Source organism: Larkinella rosea (assembly GCF_003858635.1).
GTDB lineage: Bacteria > Bacteroidota > Bacteroidia > Cytophagales > Spirosomataceae > Larkinella > Larkinella rosea.
On record NZ_RQJO01000015.1, the window covers coordinates 211,855 to 229,434 of the forward strand.

17 protein-coding genes are annotated in these 17,580 nt (G+C 51.4%); 12 read left to right on the forward strand and 5 right to left on the reverse strand.

The annotated features are described in order from the left end of the window. Positions 1–94 precede the first annotated feature (94 nt). Genes cysS through EHT25_RS27320 form a run of 3 tightly spaced genes read left to right on the forward strand, consistent with a single transcriptional unit; the run spans position 95 to position 3,071 of the window. On the forward strand, positions 95–1,594 hold the full coding sequence (gene cysS, locus EHT25_RS27310; RefSeq protein WP_124878543.1) for a cysteine--tRNA ligase: 1,500 nt from the start codon (positions 95–97) through the stop codon (positions 1,592–1,594). An 18-nt stretch (positions 1,595–1,612) separates the two neighbouring features. After that, entirely contained in the window at positions 1,613–2,611 is a 999-nt protein-coding gene (locus tag EHT25_RS27315; RefSeq protein ID WP_124878544.1) for a M28 family peptidase, read from the forward strand. Then, positions 2,601–3,071 (forward strand): hypothetical protein, encoded by a 471-nt coding sequence (locus tag EHT25_RS27320; protein ID WP_310588783.1) that lies wholly within the window; start codon positions 2,601–2,603, stop codon positions 3,069–3,071. The genes EHT25_RS27315 and EHT25_RS27320 overlap by 11 nt, the downstream gene beginning before the upstream one ends. A 37-nt stretch (positions 3,072–3,108) precedes the next feature. On the opposite strand, the gene EHT25_RS27325 is transcribed toward EHT25_RS27320, so the two are convergent. Both EHT25_RS27325 and EHT25_RS27330 read right to left on the reverse strand, forming a co-directional pair. Next, on the reverse strand, positions 3,109–3,426 hold the full coding sequence (locus EHT25_RS27325; protein WP_124878545.1) for a putative quinol monooxygenase: 318 nt from the start codon (positions 3,424–3,426) through the stop codon (positions 3,109–3,111). Positions 3,427–3,614: 188 nt separating this feature from the next. Further along, positions 3,615–4,523, reverse strand: a complete 909-nt coding sequence (locus tag EHT25_RS27330) for a LysR family transcriptional regulator (protein ID WP_124878546.1) — start codon at positions 4,521–4,523, stop codon at positions 3,615–3,617. A gap of 152 nt (positions 4,524–4,675) precedes the next feature. Between EHT25_RS27330 and EHT25_RS27335 the strand changes: the two genes are divergently transcribed. The 4 genes from EHT25_RS27335 to EHT25_RS33530 all read left to right on the forward strand — a co-directional run bounded on the left by EHT25_RS27335 (position 4,676) and on the right by EHT25_RS33530 (position 8,012). Further along, on the forward strand, positions 4,676–6,334 hold the full coding sequence (locus tag EHT25_RS27335) for a carboxylesterase/lipase family protein (protein ID WP_124878547.1): 1,659 nt from the start codon (positions 4,676–4,678) through the stop codon (positions 6,332–6,334). A 430-nt stretch (positions 6,335–6,764) separates the two neighbouring features. Then, a complete protein-coding gene (locus tag EHT25_RS27340) occupies positions 6,765–7,163 on the forward strand; it encodes a TfoX/Sxy family protein (RefSeq protein ID WP_124878548.1) in 399 nt (132 codons plus the stop codon). Positions 7,164–7,174: 11 nt separating this feature from the next. After that, a complete protein-coding gene (locus EHT25_RS27345; RefSeq protein ID WP_124878549.1) occupies positions 7,175–7,738 on the forward strand; it encodes a Crp/Fnr family transcriptional regulator in 564 nt (187 codons plus the stop codon). Positions 7,739–7,910: 172 nt separating this feature from the next. After that, the gene (locus EHT25_RS33530) at positions 7,911–8,012 is read left to right on the forward strand and encodes an MBL fold metallo-hydrolase (RefSeq protein WP_374756175.1); all 102 of its coding nucleotides are present in this window, start codon (positions 7,911–7,913) and stop codon (positions 8,010–8,012) included. Positions 8,013–8,058: 46 nt separating this feature from the next. On the opposite strand, the gene EHT25_RS27355 is transcribed toward EHT25_RS33530, so the two are convergent. Beyond that, a complete protein-coding gene (locus EHT25_RS27355; protein ID WP_124878550.1) occupies positions 8,059–9,051 on the reverse strand; it encodes a lysylphosphatidylglycerol synthase transmembrane domain-containing protein in 993 nt (330 codons plus the stop codon). Between the two features lie 148 nt (positions 9,052–9,199). Between EHT25_RS27355 and EHT25_RS27360 the strand changes: the two genes are divergently transcribed. From EHT25_RS27360 to EHT25_RS27375, 4 genes are read left to right on the forward strand one after another with little or no spacing between them, the layout of a single operon-like run. Next, entirely contained in the window at positions 9,200–11,287 is a 2,088-nt protein-coding gene (locus EHT25_RS27360) for a DUF7657 domain-containing protein (RefSeq protein ID WP_229311813.1), read from the forward strand. Positions 11,288–11,290: 3 nt separating this feature from the next. Next, positions 11,291–12,037, forward strand: coding sequence for a glycosyltransferase family 2 protein (locus tag EHT25_RS27365; protein WP_124878551.1), 747 nt, complete (start codon positions 11,291–11,293; stop codon positions 12,035–12,037). Continuing rightward, complete coding sequence (locus EHT25_RS27370; RefSeq protein ID WP_124878552.1) at positions 12,018–12,422, forward strand: DUF2304 domain-containing protein; 405 nt, start codon at positions 12,018–12,020, stop codon at positions 12,420–12,422. The genes EHT25_RS27365 and EHT25_RS27370 overlap by 20 nt, the downstream gene beginning before the upstream one ends. Continuing rightward, positions 12,419–13,528 (forward strand): glycosyltransferase family 2 protein, encoded by a 1,110-nt coding sequence (locus tag EHT25_RS27375; RefSeq protein WP_229311814.1) that lies wholly within the window; start codon positions 12,419–12,421, stop codon positions 13,526–13,528. The genes EHT25_RS27370 and EHT25_RS27375 overlap by 4 nt, the downstream gene beginning before the upstream one ends. Here EHT25_RS27375 and EHT25_RS27380 read toward each other — a convergent pair. Next, complete coding sequence (locus tag EHT25_RS27380) at positions 13,505–15,310, reverse strand: hypothetical protein (protein WP_124878553.1); 1,806 nt, start codon at positions 15,308–15,310, stop codon at positions 13,505–13,507. The genes EHT25_RS27375 and EHT25_RS27380 overlap by 24 nt on opposite strands. Positions 15,311–15,425: 115 nt before the next feature. Here EHT25_RS27380 and EHT25_RS27385 point away from each other — a divergent pair, with 115 nt between their 5' ends. Beyond that, a complete protein-coding gene (locus tag EHT25_RS27385; RefSeq protein ID WP_124878554.1) occupies positions 15,426–16,640 on the forward strand; it encodes a glycosyltransferase family 9 protein in 1,215 nt (404 codons plus the stop codon). Between the two features lie 2 nt (positions 16,641–16,642). On the opposite strand, the gene EHT25_RS27390 is transcribed toward EHT25_RS27385, so the two are convergent. Further along, entirely contained in the window at positions 16,643–17,380 is a 738-nt protein-coding gene (locus tag EHT25_RS27390) for a hypothetical protein (RefSeq protein WP_124878555.1), read from the reverse strand. Positions 17,381–17,580 lie beyond the last annotated feature (200 nt).

Below are 17,580 nucleotides of genomic sequence, written 5' to 3' on the forward strand. Positions count from 1 at the left end.
TTTGCCACTCGTCAACAATGCGCTGACTTCCGACGAACATTGTGTAGATTTGTGGCTCGAAAATGACCGCACGGGCGGATCGCCTGCTTGAAGGATGACAACACCGACACAACCGCTGAAATTATACAATACGCTTACCCGCCGGAAAGAATTGTTTGTGCCCCTCATTTCGCCTTATGTAGGCTTATATGTTTGTGGGCCAACGGTTTATAATTATGTGCATTTAGGGAATGTCCGTACTTTCCTGACCTTCGACACCCTGTTCCGGTATTTAACGCACATCGGCTATAAAGTTCGGTACGTTCGCAATATCACAGATGTGGGCCACCTCGTGGGCGACGGCGACGACGGCGAGGACAAAATCGGGCGGATGGCGAAGCTGGAAAAAATCGAACCGATGGAAATTGTTCAGCGGTATACGAACGATTTTCACTCCGTCACCGAGCTATTCAACCTGCTGTCGCCCAGCATCGAGCCAACCGCGACCGGCCACATGGTGGAGCAGATTGAGGCAGTCGGGACGCTGATCGACAAGGGGTTGGCGTATGAATCCAATGGATCGGTTTATTTCGATATTATGCAGTATAACCGGGAAGGCGGCCAGTACGGAAAATTGTCCGGTCGTATTCTGGACGATTTACTGAACGAAACCCGCGATCTGGATGGTCAGTCTGAAAAGCGAAATCCGCTGGATTTTGCCCTTTGGAAAAAAGCAGCTCCCGATCACCTCATGCGGTGGCCGTCGCCCTGGAGCAACGGTTTTCCGGGCTGGCATCTGGAGTGTACCTGTATGAGTACCAAGTATTTGGGAAAACAATTCGATATTCACGGGGGCGGAATGGATTTGAAATTTCCCCACCACGAATGCGAAGTGGCGCAGGGGCAGAGCATGTACGGCAAAGAACCGGCCCGCTACTGGATGCATTCCAATATGCTGACAGTGAACGGCCAGAAAATGTCGAAATCGCTGGGAAATTCCTTCCTGCCTTCGGAGCTGGTTGCGGGCACCCACCATCTGCTCGAACAGCCGTACAGCCCGATGACGGTGCGGTTTTTTATGCTGCAATCGCATTACCGGAGCACGCTCGATTTTTCGAACGAAGCACTGAAAGCGGCCCACAAAGGGTACAAACGGTTGGCGAACGGGTTGCGGATTGCCAAAATGCTAACCTACACAGCCGCGGACGACGTTGCTGTCGATGAAAAAAAGCAGCAGGAAATTCAGAAAGCCATCGACGATTTCTACAGCGCCCTGAATGACGATTTGAACACGGCCGTTGGAATTGCCCAGTTATTTGCGTTACTGAAATACGTCAATATGCTGTATCTGAACCAGCTTCAGCCGGCCGCGCTGGGCGAGGAAGTTTTTACTCAGTTAAAAGACTCGTTCATCCAGTTTATGGAAAGCGTTCTGGGGTTGATCGAAGAAAAAACGGAGAGCAATGCGGTTTTAGAAGGGATGCTGACGTTGTATCGGGAGTATAAAGAGCAAAAACAGTACAATAAGGTCGATCAGGTTCGTTCCTATTTCAAGGCGCAGGGGCTGGCGATCAAAGATATGAAGCACCGGATCGACTGGGCTTACGAAGAATAGTCAAATTATCGGTAGAATATGCGCCTAAACAGGACCATCATTCTCTTTTGGCTGGCTGCGGTGATCACCGTCAGTGCCTGTAAGAGCAAAAAAAAGGATCAGCAGGAAAGTCAGGCCACCGAAGTTAAAACGGTTACGGCCCCGGCTTTTAACGCCGATTCGGCTTATTCGTACGTTGAAAAACAAGTCGCATTTGGCCCGCGCGTACCCAATACCGACGCGCACCGCCGTTGTGGCGACTACCTGATCGCGTCGCTGAAGGCATTCGGTTGCGAAGTGACCGTGCAAAACTTCACGGCGACCACCTACGATAACCTGAAACTGAACGCCCGAAACATTATCGGCAGCATCAATCCGCAGGCCGCCAAGCGCATCGTGCTGGCTTCGCACTGGGATTCGCGCCCGTTTTCCGATCAGGATAGTGTGACGAAAACCAAACCGGTTTTGGGAGCCAACGATGGTGCCAGCGGGGTTGGCATTTTGCTCGAAATGGCCCGCACGATCCAGAAATCCGGGGTTAAGCCCGAAGTTGGTATCGATCTGATTTTCTTCGATGCCGAAGATTGGGGGAATTCCGAACTGGCCAAAGACGAATACGGCGGTTTTTGCCTGGGGTCGCAATACTGGGCGGCTAACAAACACAAACCGGGTTATGCGGCTTATTACGGTATTTTGCTGGACATGGTCGGTGCCAAAGGAGCGACATTTCTGAAAGAAGGCAATTCGATGCAATACGCCCCAACCGTCACCAATCGTGTCTGGGAAACCGCCAGCAGCATGGGCTATAATCAGTATTTTGTCGATACGGGGCAATCGGGTCCGGCCATCACCGACGACCATTTGCCGGTCAATAAAGTCGCTAAAATTCCGATGATCGACATTATTCACCTGAAAGTCGAATCCGGCAGCTTCTTCAAAGACTGGCATACGGCCCACGACGACATGGACAACATCGACCGCAGCACACTCAAAGCTGTCGGGCAGGTGTTGCTGCAAACTTTGTATAATGAACAATGAACCGCCGGGCGGCCCCGAATTAATAATGCACATTGAACAGGTCGTAGCACGTGCGTTAGGATGGAGCCGCCGGTTTTTCCTTTCATTATTCATTGTTCATTATTCATTGTTCATTGCCTCAAGCTGCTCCCCTCCGCCGGATCGGATTGGAAAGCTGGATCTGGTCAAATGGCGGGGCGACCGGGGTGGTTGTCAGGGCATCAGAACGGCGCAGATCGATGATTTCAAGTCGGTTCGGCAGGAGTTAAAGGGTCAATCGGCGAATGAGGTCGCCAAAATACTCGGTCGTCCGGACAGCGAACAACTGGACGACCGCAATCAGAAATTCTACATTTATTTCCTCGAACCCGGCGCTCATTGCCAGGACCCCAAAGTAAAAACCGAAAGCCGCTCGGTAGCGTTGCGAATCAGCGCGATTGGTTTGGTGACGGAAATTACGTTTCAGCGCGGGCGACCTTAATCATTTTTTCCGCCTTCAACGGAAGAATTAAAAATGCTCATTTCATTTTCTTAAATAAATCCGACATCGTTTCGGGGTCCAGGCTCGCCATTTCAACCAGCTTTAATGACTTGACCATTTTCAGAGTTGCCGTTTTGTAATGCTGAAAATGCGGTGATTTCAAATGCGACTGATAAGCCGCCTGGCTGGCGTAAATTTCGACCAGCCTGATTTGGGTTGGGTTTTCTTTTTGATACATCGGAAAAATGGCGATGACCCCGGGCTCCAGTGTTACCGACGCAGCCGCTTCTTCTTTCAGGATCGCCTTGTAATTGTCCAGATAGTCGGCTGCGATTTCAATTTTGGCAATGCGCACTTAGGTACGTAATCTCCTGCACCTGTTACGTACCTAAAGGCACGCGGAAGGAATCGGGTCGCCTTTTGGCTACAAACATGTTGTGCCGCTGGCACTTCATTAGCTGATAATCAATCGAAAGAATTCATAGTTCGCGTTATCTTTCGTATTGAAACCGTATTGAAACCGTTTTGGACCATAGGCTGATTTCACCTCCGATGCCATAAACCGCTTAACGCCTGAACCAGCGGTTTAGCGTGTTCTGCTTTATGGATGAGGACGTGCTGAATGACGACCTGTTTAAACGCACTGCCATCGGCATTGATGAGGGGCATCGCCAGCAAATCAGACTCCTGGCGCAAATCCAGCGAGGCTGGAATAAAGGCAATTCCTTTCCCCAGGCGGACCATACTTTTCAGGAGATCGAACGAAGGGACATAATGCACAATGTTGTTCTGGCGATTAAAGCCCGCTTGCCGACAGGCTTCCTCCAACTGCCCAAAATAAAGCCCCGCGTCCGGTCCGTGGTCGATCCACCGCTCGGTTTGCAACTGCGAAAGCCGGACGGCTGGTTGGTTCGCCAGCGAATGTTTTTTATCCAGCAGAATGGCGTAATCCGCTTCGGCATAGGGCGTGGCAATCAAGCCTTTCCGCTCCAGCGGAAGCACCGTCATGCCCAGATCAACCTGATCGTTTGCCACGGAATCCTGCACGAAAACCGGGTTGGGTAGCTCCACCAATCGGATATCGATGCTGGGAAAATGGGCTGTAAAAAGCTCAAACATCCCCATGATCCGTTCCGGAAGAATCAATTTGAACACACCCAGAGTAACGGTCAGTTGGTTCGCTCCGGCTTGCCGCACGTTTCGGACGGCATTTTCGCTGAGCTGCAAAATTCGTTTGGCTTCGGCCAGAAAGAAATTCCCGGCTTCGGTTAGCGCCACTTTGTGGTGGCGGTTTCGCTGGCCGGTTTCAAACAGCTCGACGCCCAATTCGCCTTCTAATAACTTAATCTGTTGGCTAAGAGCTGGTTGAGATACAAAAAGGGTTTTGGCGGCTCTACCAAAATGCAGGGCTTCTGCCACGCCCACAAAATATTTTAACTGGCGTAATTCCATATGCAATATGAACCGGCCCTGAATTAATTACCAGGCTTGATAAGGAAAACTTATTACAAGGTAAGAAAGTATGATTAGACAATTCAGCTATTTTTCTGTCTTTTTGTGTGAGATTTTAACGCAGGGCTTTAAAACCGGTAGTCCATAGCAAGATGACCCCAATCGGGAGACGAGAATTTCTAGCCCAATTATCGCTGGCCACCGCAGCCATTTCTGTTTCTCACGCTGCTTATTCAGCAAGTCGATCGGATGAATTCATTGAGACGGAAACCGCCTATGGCCGTATTCGGGGAGTTCGGAAAGACGGCGTCAACCTGTTCAAAGGAATTCCGTACGCCGGACGGACTTCCGGTGATCGGCGGTTTCGCCGGCCCGCCCCGCTCGATCCCTGGACGGGTGTCCGGGATGCCTTGCAGGTGGGTCCGCCCGCGATTCAGCCACCCCGTCGGAATGAACCCGCTCCCTCGGAAGATTGTCTCTTTCTGAACGTCTGGACCCCGGCCAATGACAATCGCAAACGTCCGGTTATGTTCTACAGCCACGGGGGCGGTTTTGTGATCGGCTCGGGCGCGTCGGCCAGTCAGGATGGCTCCAATCTGGCCCGTAACTTCGATGTTGTCGTCGTTGAAACCAACCACCGGCTGGGGTTGCTCGGCTTTCTGTATCTGGATGAGCTCGCTGGACCTGACTACGCCGGGTCGGGCAATATGGGAATGCTCGACATCACGGCGGGCCTGAAATGGGTGCATGACAACATTGCCCGGTTCGGGGGTGATCCCACCAATGTGATGATCTGGGGAGAATCGGGCGGGGGAGCCAAAACATCCTGCCTGTATGCCATGCCGGAAGCGGCACCGTATTTCAATAAAGCCTCCATCGAAAGTGGTCCGGGGGTGCGGATGACGCCTAAAGACGTCGCGGCCGAAACGACCGCTATGCTGCTGAAAGAGCTCAATATTGCGCCCAAAGACTGGCGGAAACTCCTGGACGTGCCAGCGGCTGATTTACTCGCCATGCAGGGCAAGCTGCCCTTTGTTCCACCTTTCCAGGAGAAAAACCGCAACCAGGGTATGATGCGTCGAAATTATGGCGGTTTTGGCCCCGTGGTCGATGGAGTGGTGTTACCGCATCATCCCTTTGATCCAACCGCCCCGGCAATTTCCCGCAACAAACCGCTGTTGGTGGGCTGGAACGAGGATGAATATACCTTCTTTGCCTGGGAGCGCAAAGACACCGAATTTGCCAAACTGGATTTCGAGAGCCTGCCCAAAAAGCTGGAACCGCAGTACGGGGCCGATGCCACGAAAATCGTGGATACGTACCGAAAGGCCAACCCCAATGCCACGGCGCCGGCTATTTACGTAGCGGTTTCGTCCATTACCCTAATGGGCCTGGGGTCGGTCGATATTGCTGAGAAAAAAGTGAAACAGGGCGGGGCACCGGTCTATCTCTATAACTTTGGCTATAAGTCCGAGAAGAAAATTCCCGGCACGGACTATGCAATGGGAACGCCCCACGCGATGGATATTTCGTTTAAATTCAACAATGAAATTCCGCCCCGCGACGGTTCTGAACCCAGGGAAAGTTTCTTCGGCGGCAACCGACCCGAACGGTTTACGGCGTCCCGGCACTTTGCCGAATTGTGGACGACCTTCGCCCGAACCGGCAAACCGGCGGCAAAAGACGTTCCGAAGTGGCCCGCCTATACCCTGAAAGAGCGCCCAACGATGCGAATCGATGCGCACTGTGAGGTCATCAACAACCGATTCGGTGAGGAACTGGCCCTCTGGCGATCTGTCGGGAAATTGTAAAAAGTGCACAACCAGCCTGTCATTACCATCTCTATTACTACCCACTTCGTTTTACTACCATCTCTATTTTTGAATGTTCAAAACCGGGTCGTTTGGAAGCGATCCGGCCCTTCCTGATTGTCCTTAAATACTAATCAACCGGCCCTGCGTTGCTGATCACGGTTTTATTCCGGGGGCCCGGCTGCTGGTGGCCCAGCAAATTCGCCCGGATCTGTTGCAGAATCCCCGAAAAGCGCGGTGGATTACCGGCCCCGTTCTGGCGACGGGTTTCCTGGCCTTTGGGTTGCTGCCAAAAGCAAAAGACAACGGGTATCGATTTTTATCTGCTGTAATCAGGTAAAAACCGGTACTACATTCAGGCTTTTCAAGTAAGTTTATGCACTTGCTTTGGCTATTGTTTTATCGACGGTTTTACGACGTTATTCCAATTATGGCCTACAATGAAAAGTTAGCAAACCGGATTCGGGAGCGGTTTGCGGAGTTGCCGAATGTGGAAGAAAAAGAAATGATGGGCGGTTTGGTCATCATGTATAACGACAAGATGTGCGTCGGAATCATCAAGGACGAACTCATGTGTCGGATCGATCCCGCTCTGCACGAAACGCTGGTTGAAAAAACCGGTGCCCGAACGATGGATTTTACGAATCGGCCCATGATTGGCTACGTTTTGGTGGATGATACGGGTTTGAAAAACCAGGCGGATTTTGACTATTGGATTAATCTGTCACTGGATTTTAATAAACACGCTAAAGCGTCTAAAAAGAAAAATAACCGGTATACGCCAGGCGATTTAACCGGTCAGACAAAACCGCCTAAGCGCAGGAAATAGAAAACCGTTTCATGGAAAAGCTGAAAAAGAACTTTGAAAGAATGGGTTTTTCGGGAGACGATTTAGTAACTATTCTGGGTGCTTTTAAACTTCATGTATTCAAAAAAAACGATCTTGTTGTTGAAGAAGGCAAAACGAGCCGGCACATCGGGTTTGTTGAAAGTGGTATGTTTCAGTATTATGTACTGAAAGATGGCGAAGAAATAACGACTTATATTTCCATCGAAAATACGTTTTTTGCGTCGGTATTAAGTTTTGTCAGTGAATCCCCGGCGCTCGAAAATGTCCGGGCGTTAACGGACGGAAGCATGAGCATGATCAGCAAAACCAATCTGAAAAGGCTGGTCAACGAAATGCCGAAATTCAAGGATTTCTACATCCATTTATTAGAGCATTCGATTTGCGGCATTGATGCCAGCCGCCACGATCTGATTGCCCTGACTGCCGAGCAACGTTACGAGAAAATGCTCAAAAAAGAGCCCCATCTTTTACAACAGATTCCGCTGCAATACCTGGCCTCTATTCTGGGGGTTACGCCCCGTCACCTCAGCCGCATCCGCAGCACCATTCGCTGATTTTTAGCCATTTGTCCAGTAAAAACCGTACTGGGTCCGAGATCTTTGCATCGTCTACTAAACAAAAGACGCTATGCAACTCTTCCGAAAACCACTTTAGCTGTTCTGGCAGCCTTCCTTAGTCTTCCGCTCGTCATTACTTCCTGCAGTATTCATTCGGATTAATTATGGGATTTCGCCGGACTCCATCAAGACGGTTATTATTTCACACCTGCACGAAGATCATACCGGCGGTTTGTCTTCGTTCCGGAAAGCGAGGGTGATCGTTCATTAATTCTGAAAACCTCGGAGCGATAACGCCCGCAAAACCGCTCATTCGGCTAAGATTGCCGCATCCGGTTTTCGGCCAGAATAAACGGCACGATTAAAAAACTCAGGCTGCTCAGAATTAAGTTAATTCCGAACCCAACGGCATGCAGAAAGGTCGCAACGGCGGCTCCTTCGGTGGGCGAAAAGCCATACAGCACCAGCACCCGACTCACCAAAAAATGGTACGTACCGATGCCGCCCTGCGTCGGAACGGCCAGCCCACCGAGGGAACTGGCGGCCAGAATGGTCAGGGCGGCCGTGGGGGGCAGCGCACGTGTACTGTCCAGCGCCATCAGCAACCAGTAGGTACTTAGCCACGCGAAAAACTGGTTTAACACTGTTAGAAGTACAAACAACAATGGATTGGGTAGCTGGCTAATGGCACTGAAACCCTTCCAGAGCCCCTTAACACTGTTAGCAATTTTTTGTGCAAATGCATGTTCCCGAACGGTCGATTTTCGTAACAAATGCAAAACCGCCCATCCCAACAGGACTAAAATGACCAGGCCGCCGAGGAGAACCGCCCATCCGGTTTGGTCGGGAATTCGGAACGACAAACCGGATACATACGATTGCATCCGGCTTAATTCAAGCAAAAAAGTGAACAGCAGAACAGCGCCCAGCATGAACAGATCGATGATCCGCTCGGCTACCACCGAACCCACACCCTGCGCGAACGGAACCCGATCGGTGCGCTGTAAGGTTGCGCAACGGGTCAATTCGCCCGAACCTGGTACGATCAGGCTGGCAATCACGCCCGCGAGGGTGGCAACCGTCGCCCGAAAAGCCGTTGGAAAATACCCGAGTGCGAGCAGAGGCTGTTGCCAGCGTTTTCCGCGCACCAGATAATACAGAACCGTTACGAAACCCACCAGCATGATCCAGCCGTAGCGCGCCTGCCGGAATTGCCGCCCGATATCGACGAACGAAATATCCTTCAGAGCATACGTTAACAGGGCCAGCGCCAATCCAAGCGGAAGGAGATTTCGGAGTTGTTTCTTCATTCGGTTTTTTCGAATCGGCTGTAAGTTAGGCAAACATCGATAATTTATGGCACATAATTTGACCCGAATCCTGCGTCCTGCTACCTTTGAAAAGTACCTTGCCGGATACATTCCTGACTCTGCCCAAAGCCAACTTGGTTAACCAAACATGTCAAAGTCGAATAAAAAAAAGCCTACACCCATTTCCTTAAAGCCCAAAACGGGCGATGTTCCAGTTAGTGAAACCAGCAGGCCGGTTCAGTTGGCCGGAAAAAAACCGGATGCGCCGGTGGCAGACATCAAACCGGCGGTCGGCGGCTTCGAATTGATTCGGGTTGATTCCCGTCTGAAATGGTTTCTGGGCGTTTGCATTGGCTTGTTTGTGCTGTTTACCCTCGCCAAAATTCACCCGATTTCCCTTTCGGTCTGGAACCAGCTTTTGCCCGATGGCAGCGATGCCAAACGCGGCCTCATTTCCGGAACGCCCCGAACCATCCGCATGGACGATTACGCCGTCGGAACACCCTGGATCTTATCCCAGGTGAACCGGGATTTTCCGGTTGAAAACGAGACGATTGGGGGCGAAAAGGCCCCGATTTTAACCGTTCCTACCCGCCATTTCAGCGCCCTGTTCCGCCCGGAACTCTGGGGGTTCTTTCTGGTCAATACCGAATCAGCTTATGCCTGGGTCTGGAATATTCGGATCTGTCTGGCGGTTATTGGCGTTACGCTCATGTTACTGCTACTGACCCGCAATAATTTCTGGTTATCCGTTTTCGGTAGTTTCTGGCTACTGCTTTCGTCCGGTACGCAATCCTGGACGTATATACCTGCCAGTATGATTGCCGGTGCCAGCCTGATTTTTGTGGCAGCGGTTTACCTGTTGTTCAGCCAAAACCGCCTGAGAATTATCGTAGCCGCCATCGCTCTGGCGTGGTTGCTGATGTATTACGCGCTGATTTTGTATCCGCCCTACGAGGTTCCGATGGGCTACGTGCTGGTGGCTTTGCTTTTGGGGTATATCATCAATCAATATGACCCGAAACGGTTACTGAACCAATGGCCCGTTAAGCTGGTTGGTGGCGTATTGGCCCTGGCGGTTTTGGGAAGTTCGTTTTACCTCTATTACCAGGATGTAAAGCCGACGCTCGACGCCATTATGAATACCGTTTATCCGGGGAGACGGAGTGAACTGGGCGGAACCGGTTTTATCGCCAACTGGTTTTCGGAGTATTTTTCCTGGGCGGTTCAGGATACCAAATTTCCGAAAAACTGGCTCAATCACTGCGAATTGTCGCATTACATTACCTTCGCTCCGATTATCATTCCCGGTATGATCGCAGCTTTTGTCATTACCCGAAAAATCGACTGGGCGTTGTTGCTCTTGGGCTTGTTCGTGATCGTCGGCTATTTGTGGATCGAAGTTGGTTTTCCGGAATGGCTGGCCAAAGCCACGTTATTCAGCATGAGTCCCACCCGGCGCACCCAGATTCCGTTCGGTATTGCCAACGTTTTGCTGACCGTCCTTTACCTTCACTACCTGGGAACGCACACGGTTCGAACGCGCTCGTTGTATACGGCCCTGAGCATTGCTGGTGTGCTGGCTTTCATGATTTTTGCCGCCCAATTGAACATCAACGATTCGGACGGTTTTTTCAAGTGGCATCAGCTCTTTCTGCCGGTATTGTTCTTTACCGGGCTGGGAACGTTGCTGCTCGTAACCTGGCAACCACCGTATCGCAATCTGATTTTCTGCGGAGCGATGGTGGTTTTTCTACTGCCGAATTTCAAGCTGAATCCGGTATCGAAAGGGCTGGCACCCATTACGCAACACGCGCTGTACCGCGCCGTGCAGGATATTCACCAGCGCGAGCCGCAGGCGAAATGGGTGGTTTACGGCAGTCAGTACGTATCGTATCTGGTGACGGCCACTGGCGTCGATCTGTTAAGTGGCGTCAAATACATTCCACCCCGGAAGATTCTGAAAGTGCTCGATCCGCAGATGAAACGGGATTCGGCTTATAACCGATATGCCCATACCGTATACAATAGCTACATCGACGGCCGGGACACCGTCATCATCCAGAATACGTTCGAGGACGGTTATCAGGTTTTGATGGACCCCTGTTCTCCTAAATTTAAACAGCTCAACGTCAAGTACATCGTTTTCGACCGGCAGCCACAGGCCGCCGAAATCCGGTGTATGAAGCCCGTAACGACCCTAGGTTCCCTACAGATTTACCGAATCAACGATTGAGCCATGCCGACTGAACGAATTCTGGTCATCGTACCGTGTTACAATGAACAATCGGCCATTGCGTCGGTCGTCAATGAAATCAATCAGATCAGACAATTAGTTGATTTAGAACTCGATGTGCTGGTCGTCAATGACTGTTCGACGGATAATTCGCTGCAGGTCATCCGGGAACTGGCGTGTATCCACCTGAATTTGCCGGTCAATCTCGGAATTGGCGGGGCCATGCACGCCGGGTATAAATATGCGTTCCGCCATCAGTACGACATTGCCGTTCAGATCGACGGCGACGGCCAGCACCCGGCCGACGAACTGGTGAAAATTCTGGAACCCATTCGGGCGGGCCGGGCCGACGTCGTGATCGGATCCCGGTTTCTGGACAATACCGGTTTTCAGTCGACCGCCTTGCGACGAATGGGCATCAATTACTTTCGTTGGCTGAATCGGTTATTGGTCGGACAAACAATTTTTGATAGTACATCGGGTTTTCGGGCATTCAACCGGCAAACCATCGGGATTGTCAACGATTATTATCCCGACGAATACCCTGAGCCAGAGTCGATTGTGCAATTTGGCCTGCATAAACTCCGGATTCAGGAAGTTCCCGTTACCATGCGTGACCGGCAGGGGGGCGTGTCGTCCATTACCTTTACCAAATCCATCTATTACATGTGGAAAGTGACACTCAGTACGCTTTTTGCTTATATTCGTTTGCGCAATAATCCGTACCGACATGGAAACCCTGCCTATTAGGATTCAGATACTGAGCATCGCCGGTGCGCTGGTATTCATGTTTGTGATCGCCCGGCTGATTATCAAAGGCCGGTTGCGCGAAGAATATGCCATCCTCTGGATTATCTGTACCATCATCCTGATTGTGTTTTCGATCTGGCGCCGGGGATTGGAACAGATTGCGCTGCTGCTGGGCGTCTATTACCCGCCTTCGCTGATTTTTTTGGCGGCTATTTTTGCCATTACGCTGTTTCTCGTCCACCTTTCCATCGTCAATTCCCGGATGCAGGAGTCCATCAAGGATTTAACGCACGAACTGGCGTTTCTTCGGAAAGAAGTGGAAAAACTCCGGCAGCATGAAACCGTATCGGCCGCCGAAATGGAAACGCCGGCCGCCGAAAAATGACGGTTTCTGCCCCTTCCAATGCCCAGCCTGCTTTGGTGCCGGAACTCAGTATTATTCTTGTTTCGTACAACAGCCTGTCCGATCTCCAGCGGTGCCTGCCCACGTTACTCGCCCAGAAAACCGGTTTTTCGTACGAAATTATTGTGGTCGATAACCACGGCAATGATGGCGTTCGGGACTGGATCAAAACCGCAGAGCCAGCGGTTATTTACTACCAGAATACAACGAATTCCGGGTATGCCGGGGGAAATAATCTCGGTTTGAAACACGCATCCGGGCGTTGGACGCTCTTTCTGAACCCGGATACGGAATTGCTGCCCGATTGCCTGGAGCGCTTGCGAAAAACCGCCTATGACTTTCCAGACGCGTTCATTACCCCGAAACTGCTCCATTCGGATGGTACGGTCAATGCCTGTGGCAACGTCATGCATTACACCGGCATCACGACCTGCCGTGGGCTCAATGAACCGTCGGATGTCTACACGAATCTCGAAACCGTTCCGCTGCTTTCGGGGGCGGCTTTTCTGGCACCCACGCTGGCGCTCAAACGATTAGGCGGATTTGACGAAACATATTTCATGTATTTTGAAGATACGGACCTGTCGCTCCGGGCCCGGCTGGCGGGTTATTCGCTGCTGTGCGACGCCCGCGCCTGTATCGTCCATCATTACAAACTGGGCATGAATCCGCTCAAGTTTTACCATCTGGAACGAAACCGCTTGCTGACGTTTCTCAAAATCTTTTCCCGAAAAACACTGCTCCAGCTTCTTCCGGCCCTGCTGATAACCGAAGCAATGACCTGGGCTTATTCACTGCGGGGCTGGTCCTATTTTCGGGCGCGTTTCCAGGGCTATTTCTGGCTTTGGAAAAACCGCTCCTCCTGGCTTAAAAACCGCCGGACTATTCAGCAGAACCGGCAGCTTCCGGACCAAACGATCCTGAACGATTCGCTGCTCTCGCTGCCGTTCGAGCAGTTGGCGGGGCCTTCGTTAGGGCGTTTTTTAAATGTGCTTACCCAACCACTCTTCCGGCTGCTCCGACCGTCATTTAACCCGCAGCAGGGAACCGGGCCAAAAACGCCTTTACACGTCGAAGGTGAGATTTAGCGGTTGATAGCTTTGCGTCCGGCCGTTGGTCAGGTGCAGCCACAACGTGTAATGCCCCGGTTTGAGATCCGTTTTTTTGATGACGCAGGAAAAACCGGCTCCCAGAAATTGCAGCGACTGGAGCTGATTGACCACATCGTACCGCACGTGTTTAGCGGTTTCAAACGCATAACTTTGCGCACCAGATTGTGCAATGACCTGCGTCGTTACCCTTTCGGATGGCGTACCGTTCAAAACCGCCCACGACTGGAAGAATACGAGGTAATCGTGCGTTGCGTAGGGCTTGGCCTCGCTCACGATATCATTCGTGGCCGCCAGATTTTGGGCATCGGTGGTTTGGGGCAGGCTTCGGATCTGGTCGAACGTGATGGGTGGAAGCTGATATATTTTTTTCTTCAGCGCATCTTCAAAAATGACCTTTGCCTGTTTGGCATCGGACCAGTAGAGAATCAGGTTGTCTTTATTATCATTGTAAAAAGCACTGGTCAATTGCAGAAGCCGGGTGCGGTCTTCCACCTTTAAAAGACCCTGTTGCTGCGAATTTCGGAACAGATACACGGAAAGGAACAGAAAAACCGCTCCCACAAGGGGCCGGATGTACCGCTGCGTCACCGCTTCCAGACTCATCACGTACAGACCGATAAAGAGCACGACCGACAAAATGCCGTAACGGGGACTAAACGCCTGCACGACCCCAAAGCCCGAGCGCGTTGCCATCAGCGACAGACAGGTAACGTACGTAAATAACAACAGAGCCGGAATGGTAGGGTTGCGGGTTGCGGTTTTCCGGAAAAACTGCCAGCCGAATAAGCCCAGAAACAAAACCAGGAAGAATTTTCCGGCGCGGGCCGGATGTTCAGGCCTGGCCGAAAAGACGGAGCCGCTGAGCGTAAAAAAGTAGTCGAAAGCGCGTGACGTATTGTTCACCAGCGAATCGTAAATGTCGGGATGGTGGCCGGGTTTGGCGTAACCCCAGAAGTAAAGGGCAAAGGTTACAACGGTCAGGCTTGTCCAGATGGCGAGCTTTTTGTACTGCTTCAGGACTAACAAAACCGGAATACCGACCAGGAATGTGAACATGCCGTTGCCACTCGTGAAAGCGGCTGCCACGCCCGCCACGCAGGCCACGACAAACCAGTTTGCTTTTTTGGGCGTCTGACTCAGGGCGTAAAAACCAAGCAGTGCAAAGACGACGACGTATAAATTCTGCAGCGAAGCCATGCCCCAGACGGTCAGCTCCCAGAAATGGAGCTGAAAAAGCCCGAAAGCCACCGGTACGAAATACAACAGTTTATCAGCGAGCCGCATCCCGGGAAAGGACGAACGGAATAGCAGATACGCCAGAAAAACCAGCGACAGATTGCCGACCAGAATCAGATGCCGGAAGTTCAGGAAACCGGTCAGGTAATAATCCAGCAGGAAAACCAGCCGGTCAAAAACGATCCGGTGTTCGTTGTGCTGCGAGAAAATGAGCTTTACCCGGTCGACCAATGAATTCGTCTTGAATAAATAGGAAGACAGAAATTTAAGTGCACTATCGAAATCGTCCTCAAAAGGAACATTGACGGCGTTGTTGTAGACGGTTCGGTAATAAATAAAAACCGGTATCAGAAGCAGACCCGCACCTAAAGCCGCCTTCCCGATCGTAATAGCCTTATTTTCGGGTTCGGGAGCCGCTGGAGCAGGAGCCGCTTTTTCAACTTTCTGGAGAACCGTTGGGGTGGGGAGAACAGGCCGGTGTTTGGCCGTATCGGCCCGCAGTTTGGGTTTTTGTTTCGCCATACAGAAAAAGCGGTAAAGATTTTGTGATCGAATCCGGTATGCTGTCTAATGAGCAATAATAATGCGAATTTTGCTGGCCATCAACGAGAAAAGGGAGTGCCGTATAAATAATGAAATGAATTTAAAAACTATTATTCGATTATTGAAAACATCGCCCTGGCTAGCGCCCCTGCTGGCCGGGATCAACCTGTTTTTGTGGGCCGTTGACCGGCTGGCCGTCTGGACCAGTGGCCGACCCGCAAACCTCCCCAACCGGTTGCTCATCATTCGGGTCGATGTGCTGGGCGATTACCTGTTATTTCGCAACTACCTCCGGTTGGTGCGATCCTCCGCTCGGTATCGAAATGACCATATTACGCTTTGCGCCAGCACCGCCATCCAACCCATTGCCGAAGTGTTCGACCACGATGTCGTCGATGAATTCATCTGGGTGGATATTTACAAACTCTCAACCCAGCCGGTTTATCGTTTCCGGTTTGTGCAGGACCTGCGACGACGGCGTTTCTCGACGGCGTTTTGCCCGACCTACAGCCGTGTTCTGGTGTTGGACGATTTCCTCGTCCGGGCAACCGGCGCGGCCACCCGAATTGGTTGCGCAACCGATTACGTTAACCTGAAGCGCTGGGAAAGCTGGCTGGGCGACCGGTTATATACCCGATTAATTGATTCAGGTTCGGGCATCGTATTCGAAATGGAACGGAACCGGCGCATCATGGAAGGCTTCCTGGGCGAACCGGTTCCGGCGCTTCCGCCAACACTGGATAGCAAGCGGATTTCTCCCGTCAGCGTTCCGGATCAGTACATCATTCTGTCGTTAGGTGCCGGACAGGACTTTCGAATCTGGCCAACGGCACAATTTGCTCAGACAGCGCGCCATCTCCTGCAGCAATATCCCGATCATATCCTGGTACTGACCGGGGCTCCGAACGAAAAACCGTATGCTGAGGCATTGCGGGCTGTTTTAGCAAACCCGCCCCACTTGCTGGATCTGACGGGGAAGCTCTCGCTGGCCGAACTGATTTATGTGGTAAGGCAGGCGTCTTTGCTGATTGCAAACGAAACCGGCATAGTCCACATTGCCGCTTCGACGGGTACCCCGACACTGGTCATTTCACAGGGAAAAACTCTGGTGCGCTGGCACCCGTATGCCCCTGAACTGGCCGCTCACATCCGGCACGTTTATCCTGAGTACCTCGAACAACGCCGGGGTCAGTTTGCCGACATTGCTCCGGATTTCAATCCTGAATCTCCGCTTTCCATCACAGATGTGTCGGCAGAACGGGTGATTGCGTTGATCGACAGTTACATCCGAAAACCGAACCGGTCCTGAATTCAGGCGAGGTGTTCAGCCACAAGCCAGCCGTGTTGCAGGCTGGAGTCGATGATCCGGAAATCGGCGCGGGTTTTAACATCTTCGAACGAACGGAAGTGCTTGAGGTGATGAATATCGTCCAGAATAAGCCAGTACGGTTTTCCCCGCAAGGTGTCGCGCACGGTTTGGTATTCGAGCCAGCCCATTCCGCCCGCCGAATCCAGGATCACAAGCGGTTTTTCGTGACCGTATTGCTGCAACAGTTCTTTCAACAGATTTTCACGGCGGGTCAGAAACGTATTGCCGAACCAGGCTACCAGGTTTATAATCAAATTGTTGCCCAAACGACCTTCTACTTCATCGGTATAAAACTGCACGGGATTGTCGGTTGTATCGATATACACATCAGGGTACCGTTCGTGGTGGTGCAGGGCTTCATCCTGTTGAATAAACCGGACGGCATCCTGCCGGGCGATGGTATTGCCCCAGAGCGGTTTGATGAAATTCCACCGCATCAGGTTGAAGCGGGAGAGCGTATGAAAAGCCAGATTCGCTTCTACTGTGAAGTATGATTCGGGCGGGCGGTTTTTCGGAATGGCCTGGGCAATGGTCCGGGTTGAACCGGTGCCGATAAACGTACCACTTTCAATAATATACGAAATACGGTGCTGCCGGAATAAATTTCTCAGGGTCTGTTTGAACCGTTCATCCGTTGACATTGAAATCGAAAAGTGCGTGTGTTCGGTATACCTTTTCATACGGTACGATAGGGAAGAATTTTGTCAGCGGATTCGATCAATGATATGTGCTGGTACAAGCATAGTGCAATTGGCGTGCCCAAAATGGCTGGTCGTTTACTTTATTCGGTACATCAGGAATTGTCAATTAATTCTGAATGAATGAAGTTGAGAAAAGTCATTCCGGCAAGAGAATATAATTCCCCGTCGAATTGTGTAAA

What these genes read in the sequence shown, in the direction of transcription:
- EHT25_RS27315 (WP_124878544.1), top strand. Translation starts at nt 1,613, where the DNA reads ATGCGCCTAAACAGGACCATCATTCTCTTTTGGCTGGCTGCGGTGATC.
- EHT25_RS27360 (WP_229311813.1), top strand. Translation starts at nt 9,200, where the DNA reads ATGTCAAAGTCGAATAAAAAAAAGCCTACACCCATTTCCTTAAAGCCC.
- EHT25_RS27330 (WP_124878546.1), bottom strand. Translation starts at nt 4,523, where the DNA reads ATGGAATTACGCCAGTTAAAATATTTTGTGGGCGTGGCAGAAGCCCTG.
- EHT25_RS27370 (WP_124878552.1), top strand. Translation starts at nt 12,018, where the DNA reads ATGGAAACCCTGCCTATTAGGATTCAGATACTGAGCATCGCCGGTGCG.
- EHT25_RS27380 (WP_124878553.1), bottom strand. Translation starts at nt 15,310, where the DNA reads ATGGCGAAACAAAAACCCAAACTGCGGGCCGATACGGCCAAACACCGG.
- EHT25_RS27365 (WP_124878551.1), top strand. Translation starts at nt 11,291, where the DNA reads ATGCCGACTGAACGAATTCTGGTCATCGTACCGTGTTACAATGAACAA.
- EHT25_RS27345 (WP_124878549.1), top strand. Translation starts at nt 7,175, where the DNA reads ATGGAAAAGCTGAAAAAGAACTTTGAAAGAATGGGTTTTTCGGGAGAC.
- EHT25_RS27355 (WP_124878550.1), bottom strand. Translation starts at nt 9,051, where the DNA reads ATGAAGAAACAACTCCGAAATCTCCTTCCGCTTGGATTGGCGCTGGCC.
- EHT25_RS27335 (WP_124878547.1), top strand. Translation starts at nt 4,676, where the DNA reads ATGACCCCAATCGGGAGACGAGAATTTCTAGCCCAATTATCGCTGGCC.
- EHT25_RS27385 (WP_124878554.1), top strand. Translation starts at nt 15,426, where the DNA reads ATGAATTTAAAAACTATTATTCGATTATTGAAAACATCGCCCTGGCTA.
- EHT25_RS27340 (WP_124878548.1), top strand. Translation starts at nt 6,765, where the DNA reads ATGGCCTACAATGAAAAGTTAGCAAACCGGATTCGGGAGCGGTTTGCG.
- cysS (WP_124878543.1), top strand. Translation starts at nt 95, where the DNA reads ATGACAACACCGACACAACCGCTGAAATTATACAATACGCTTACCCGC.
- EHT25_RS27375 (WP_229311814.1), top strand. Translation starts at nt 12,419, where the DNA reads ATGACGGTTTCTGCCCCTTCCAATGCCCAGCCTGCTTTGGTGCCGGAA.
- EHT25_RS27390 (WP_124878555.1), bottom strand. Translation starts at nt 17,380, where the DNA reads ATGAAAAGGTATACCGAACACACGCACTTTTCGATTTCAATGTCAACG.
- EHT25_RS27320 (WP_310588783.1), top strand. Translation starts at nt 2,601, where the DNA reads ATGAACAATGAACCGCCGGGCGGCCCCGAATTAATAATGCACATTGAA.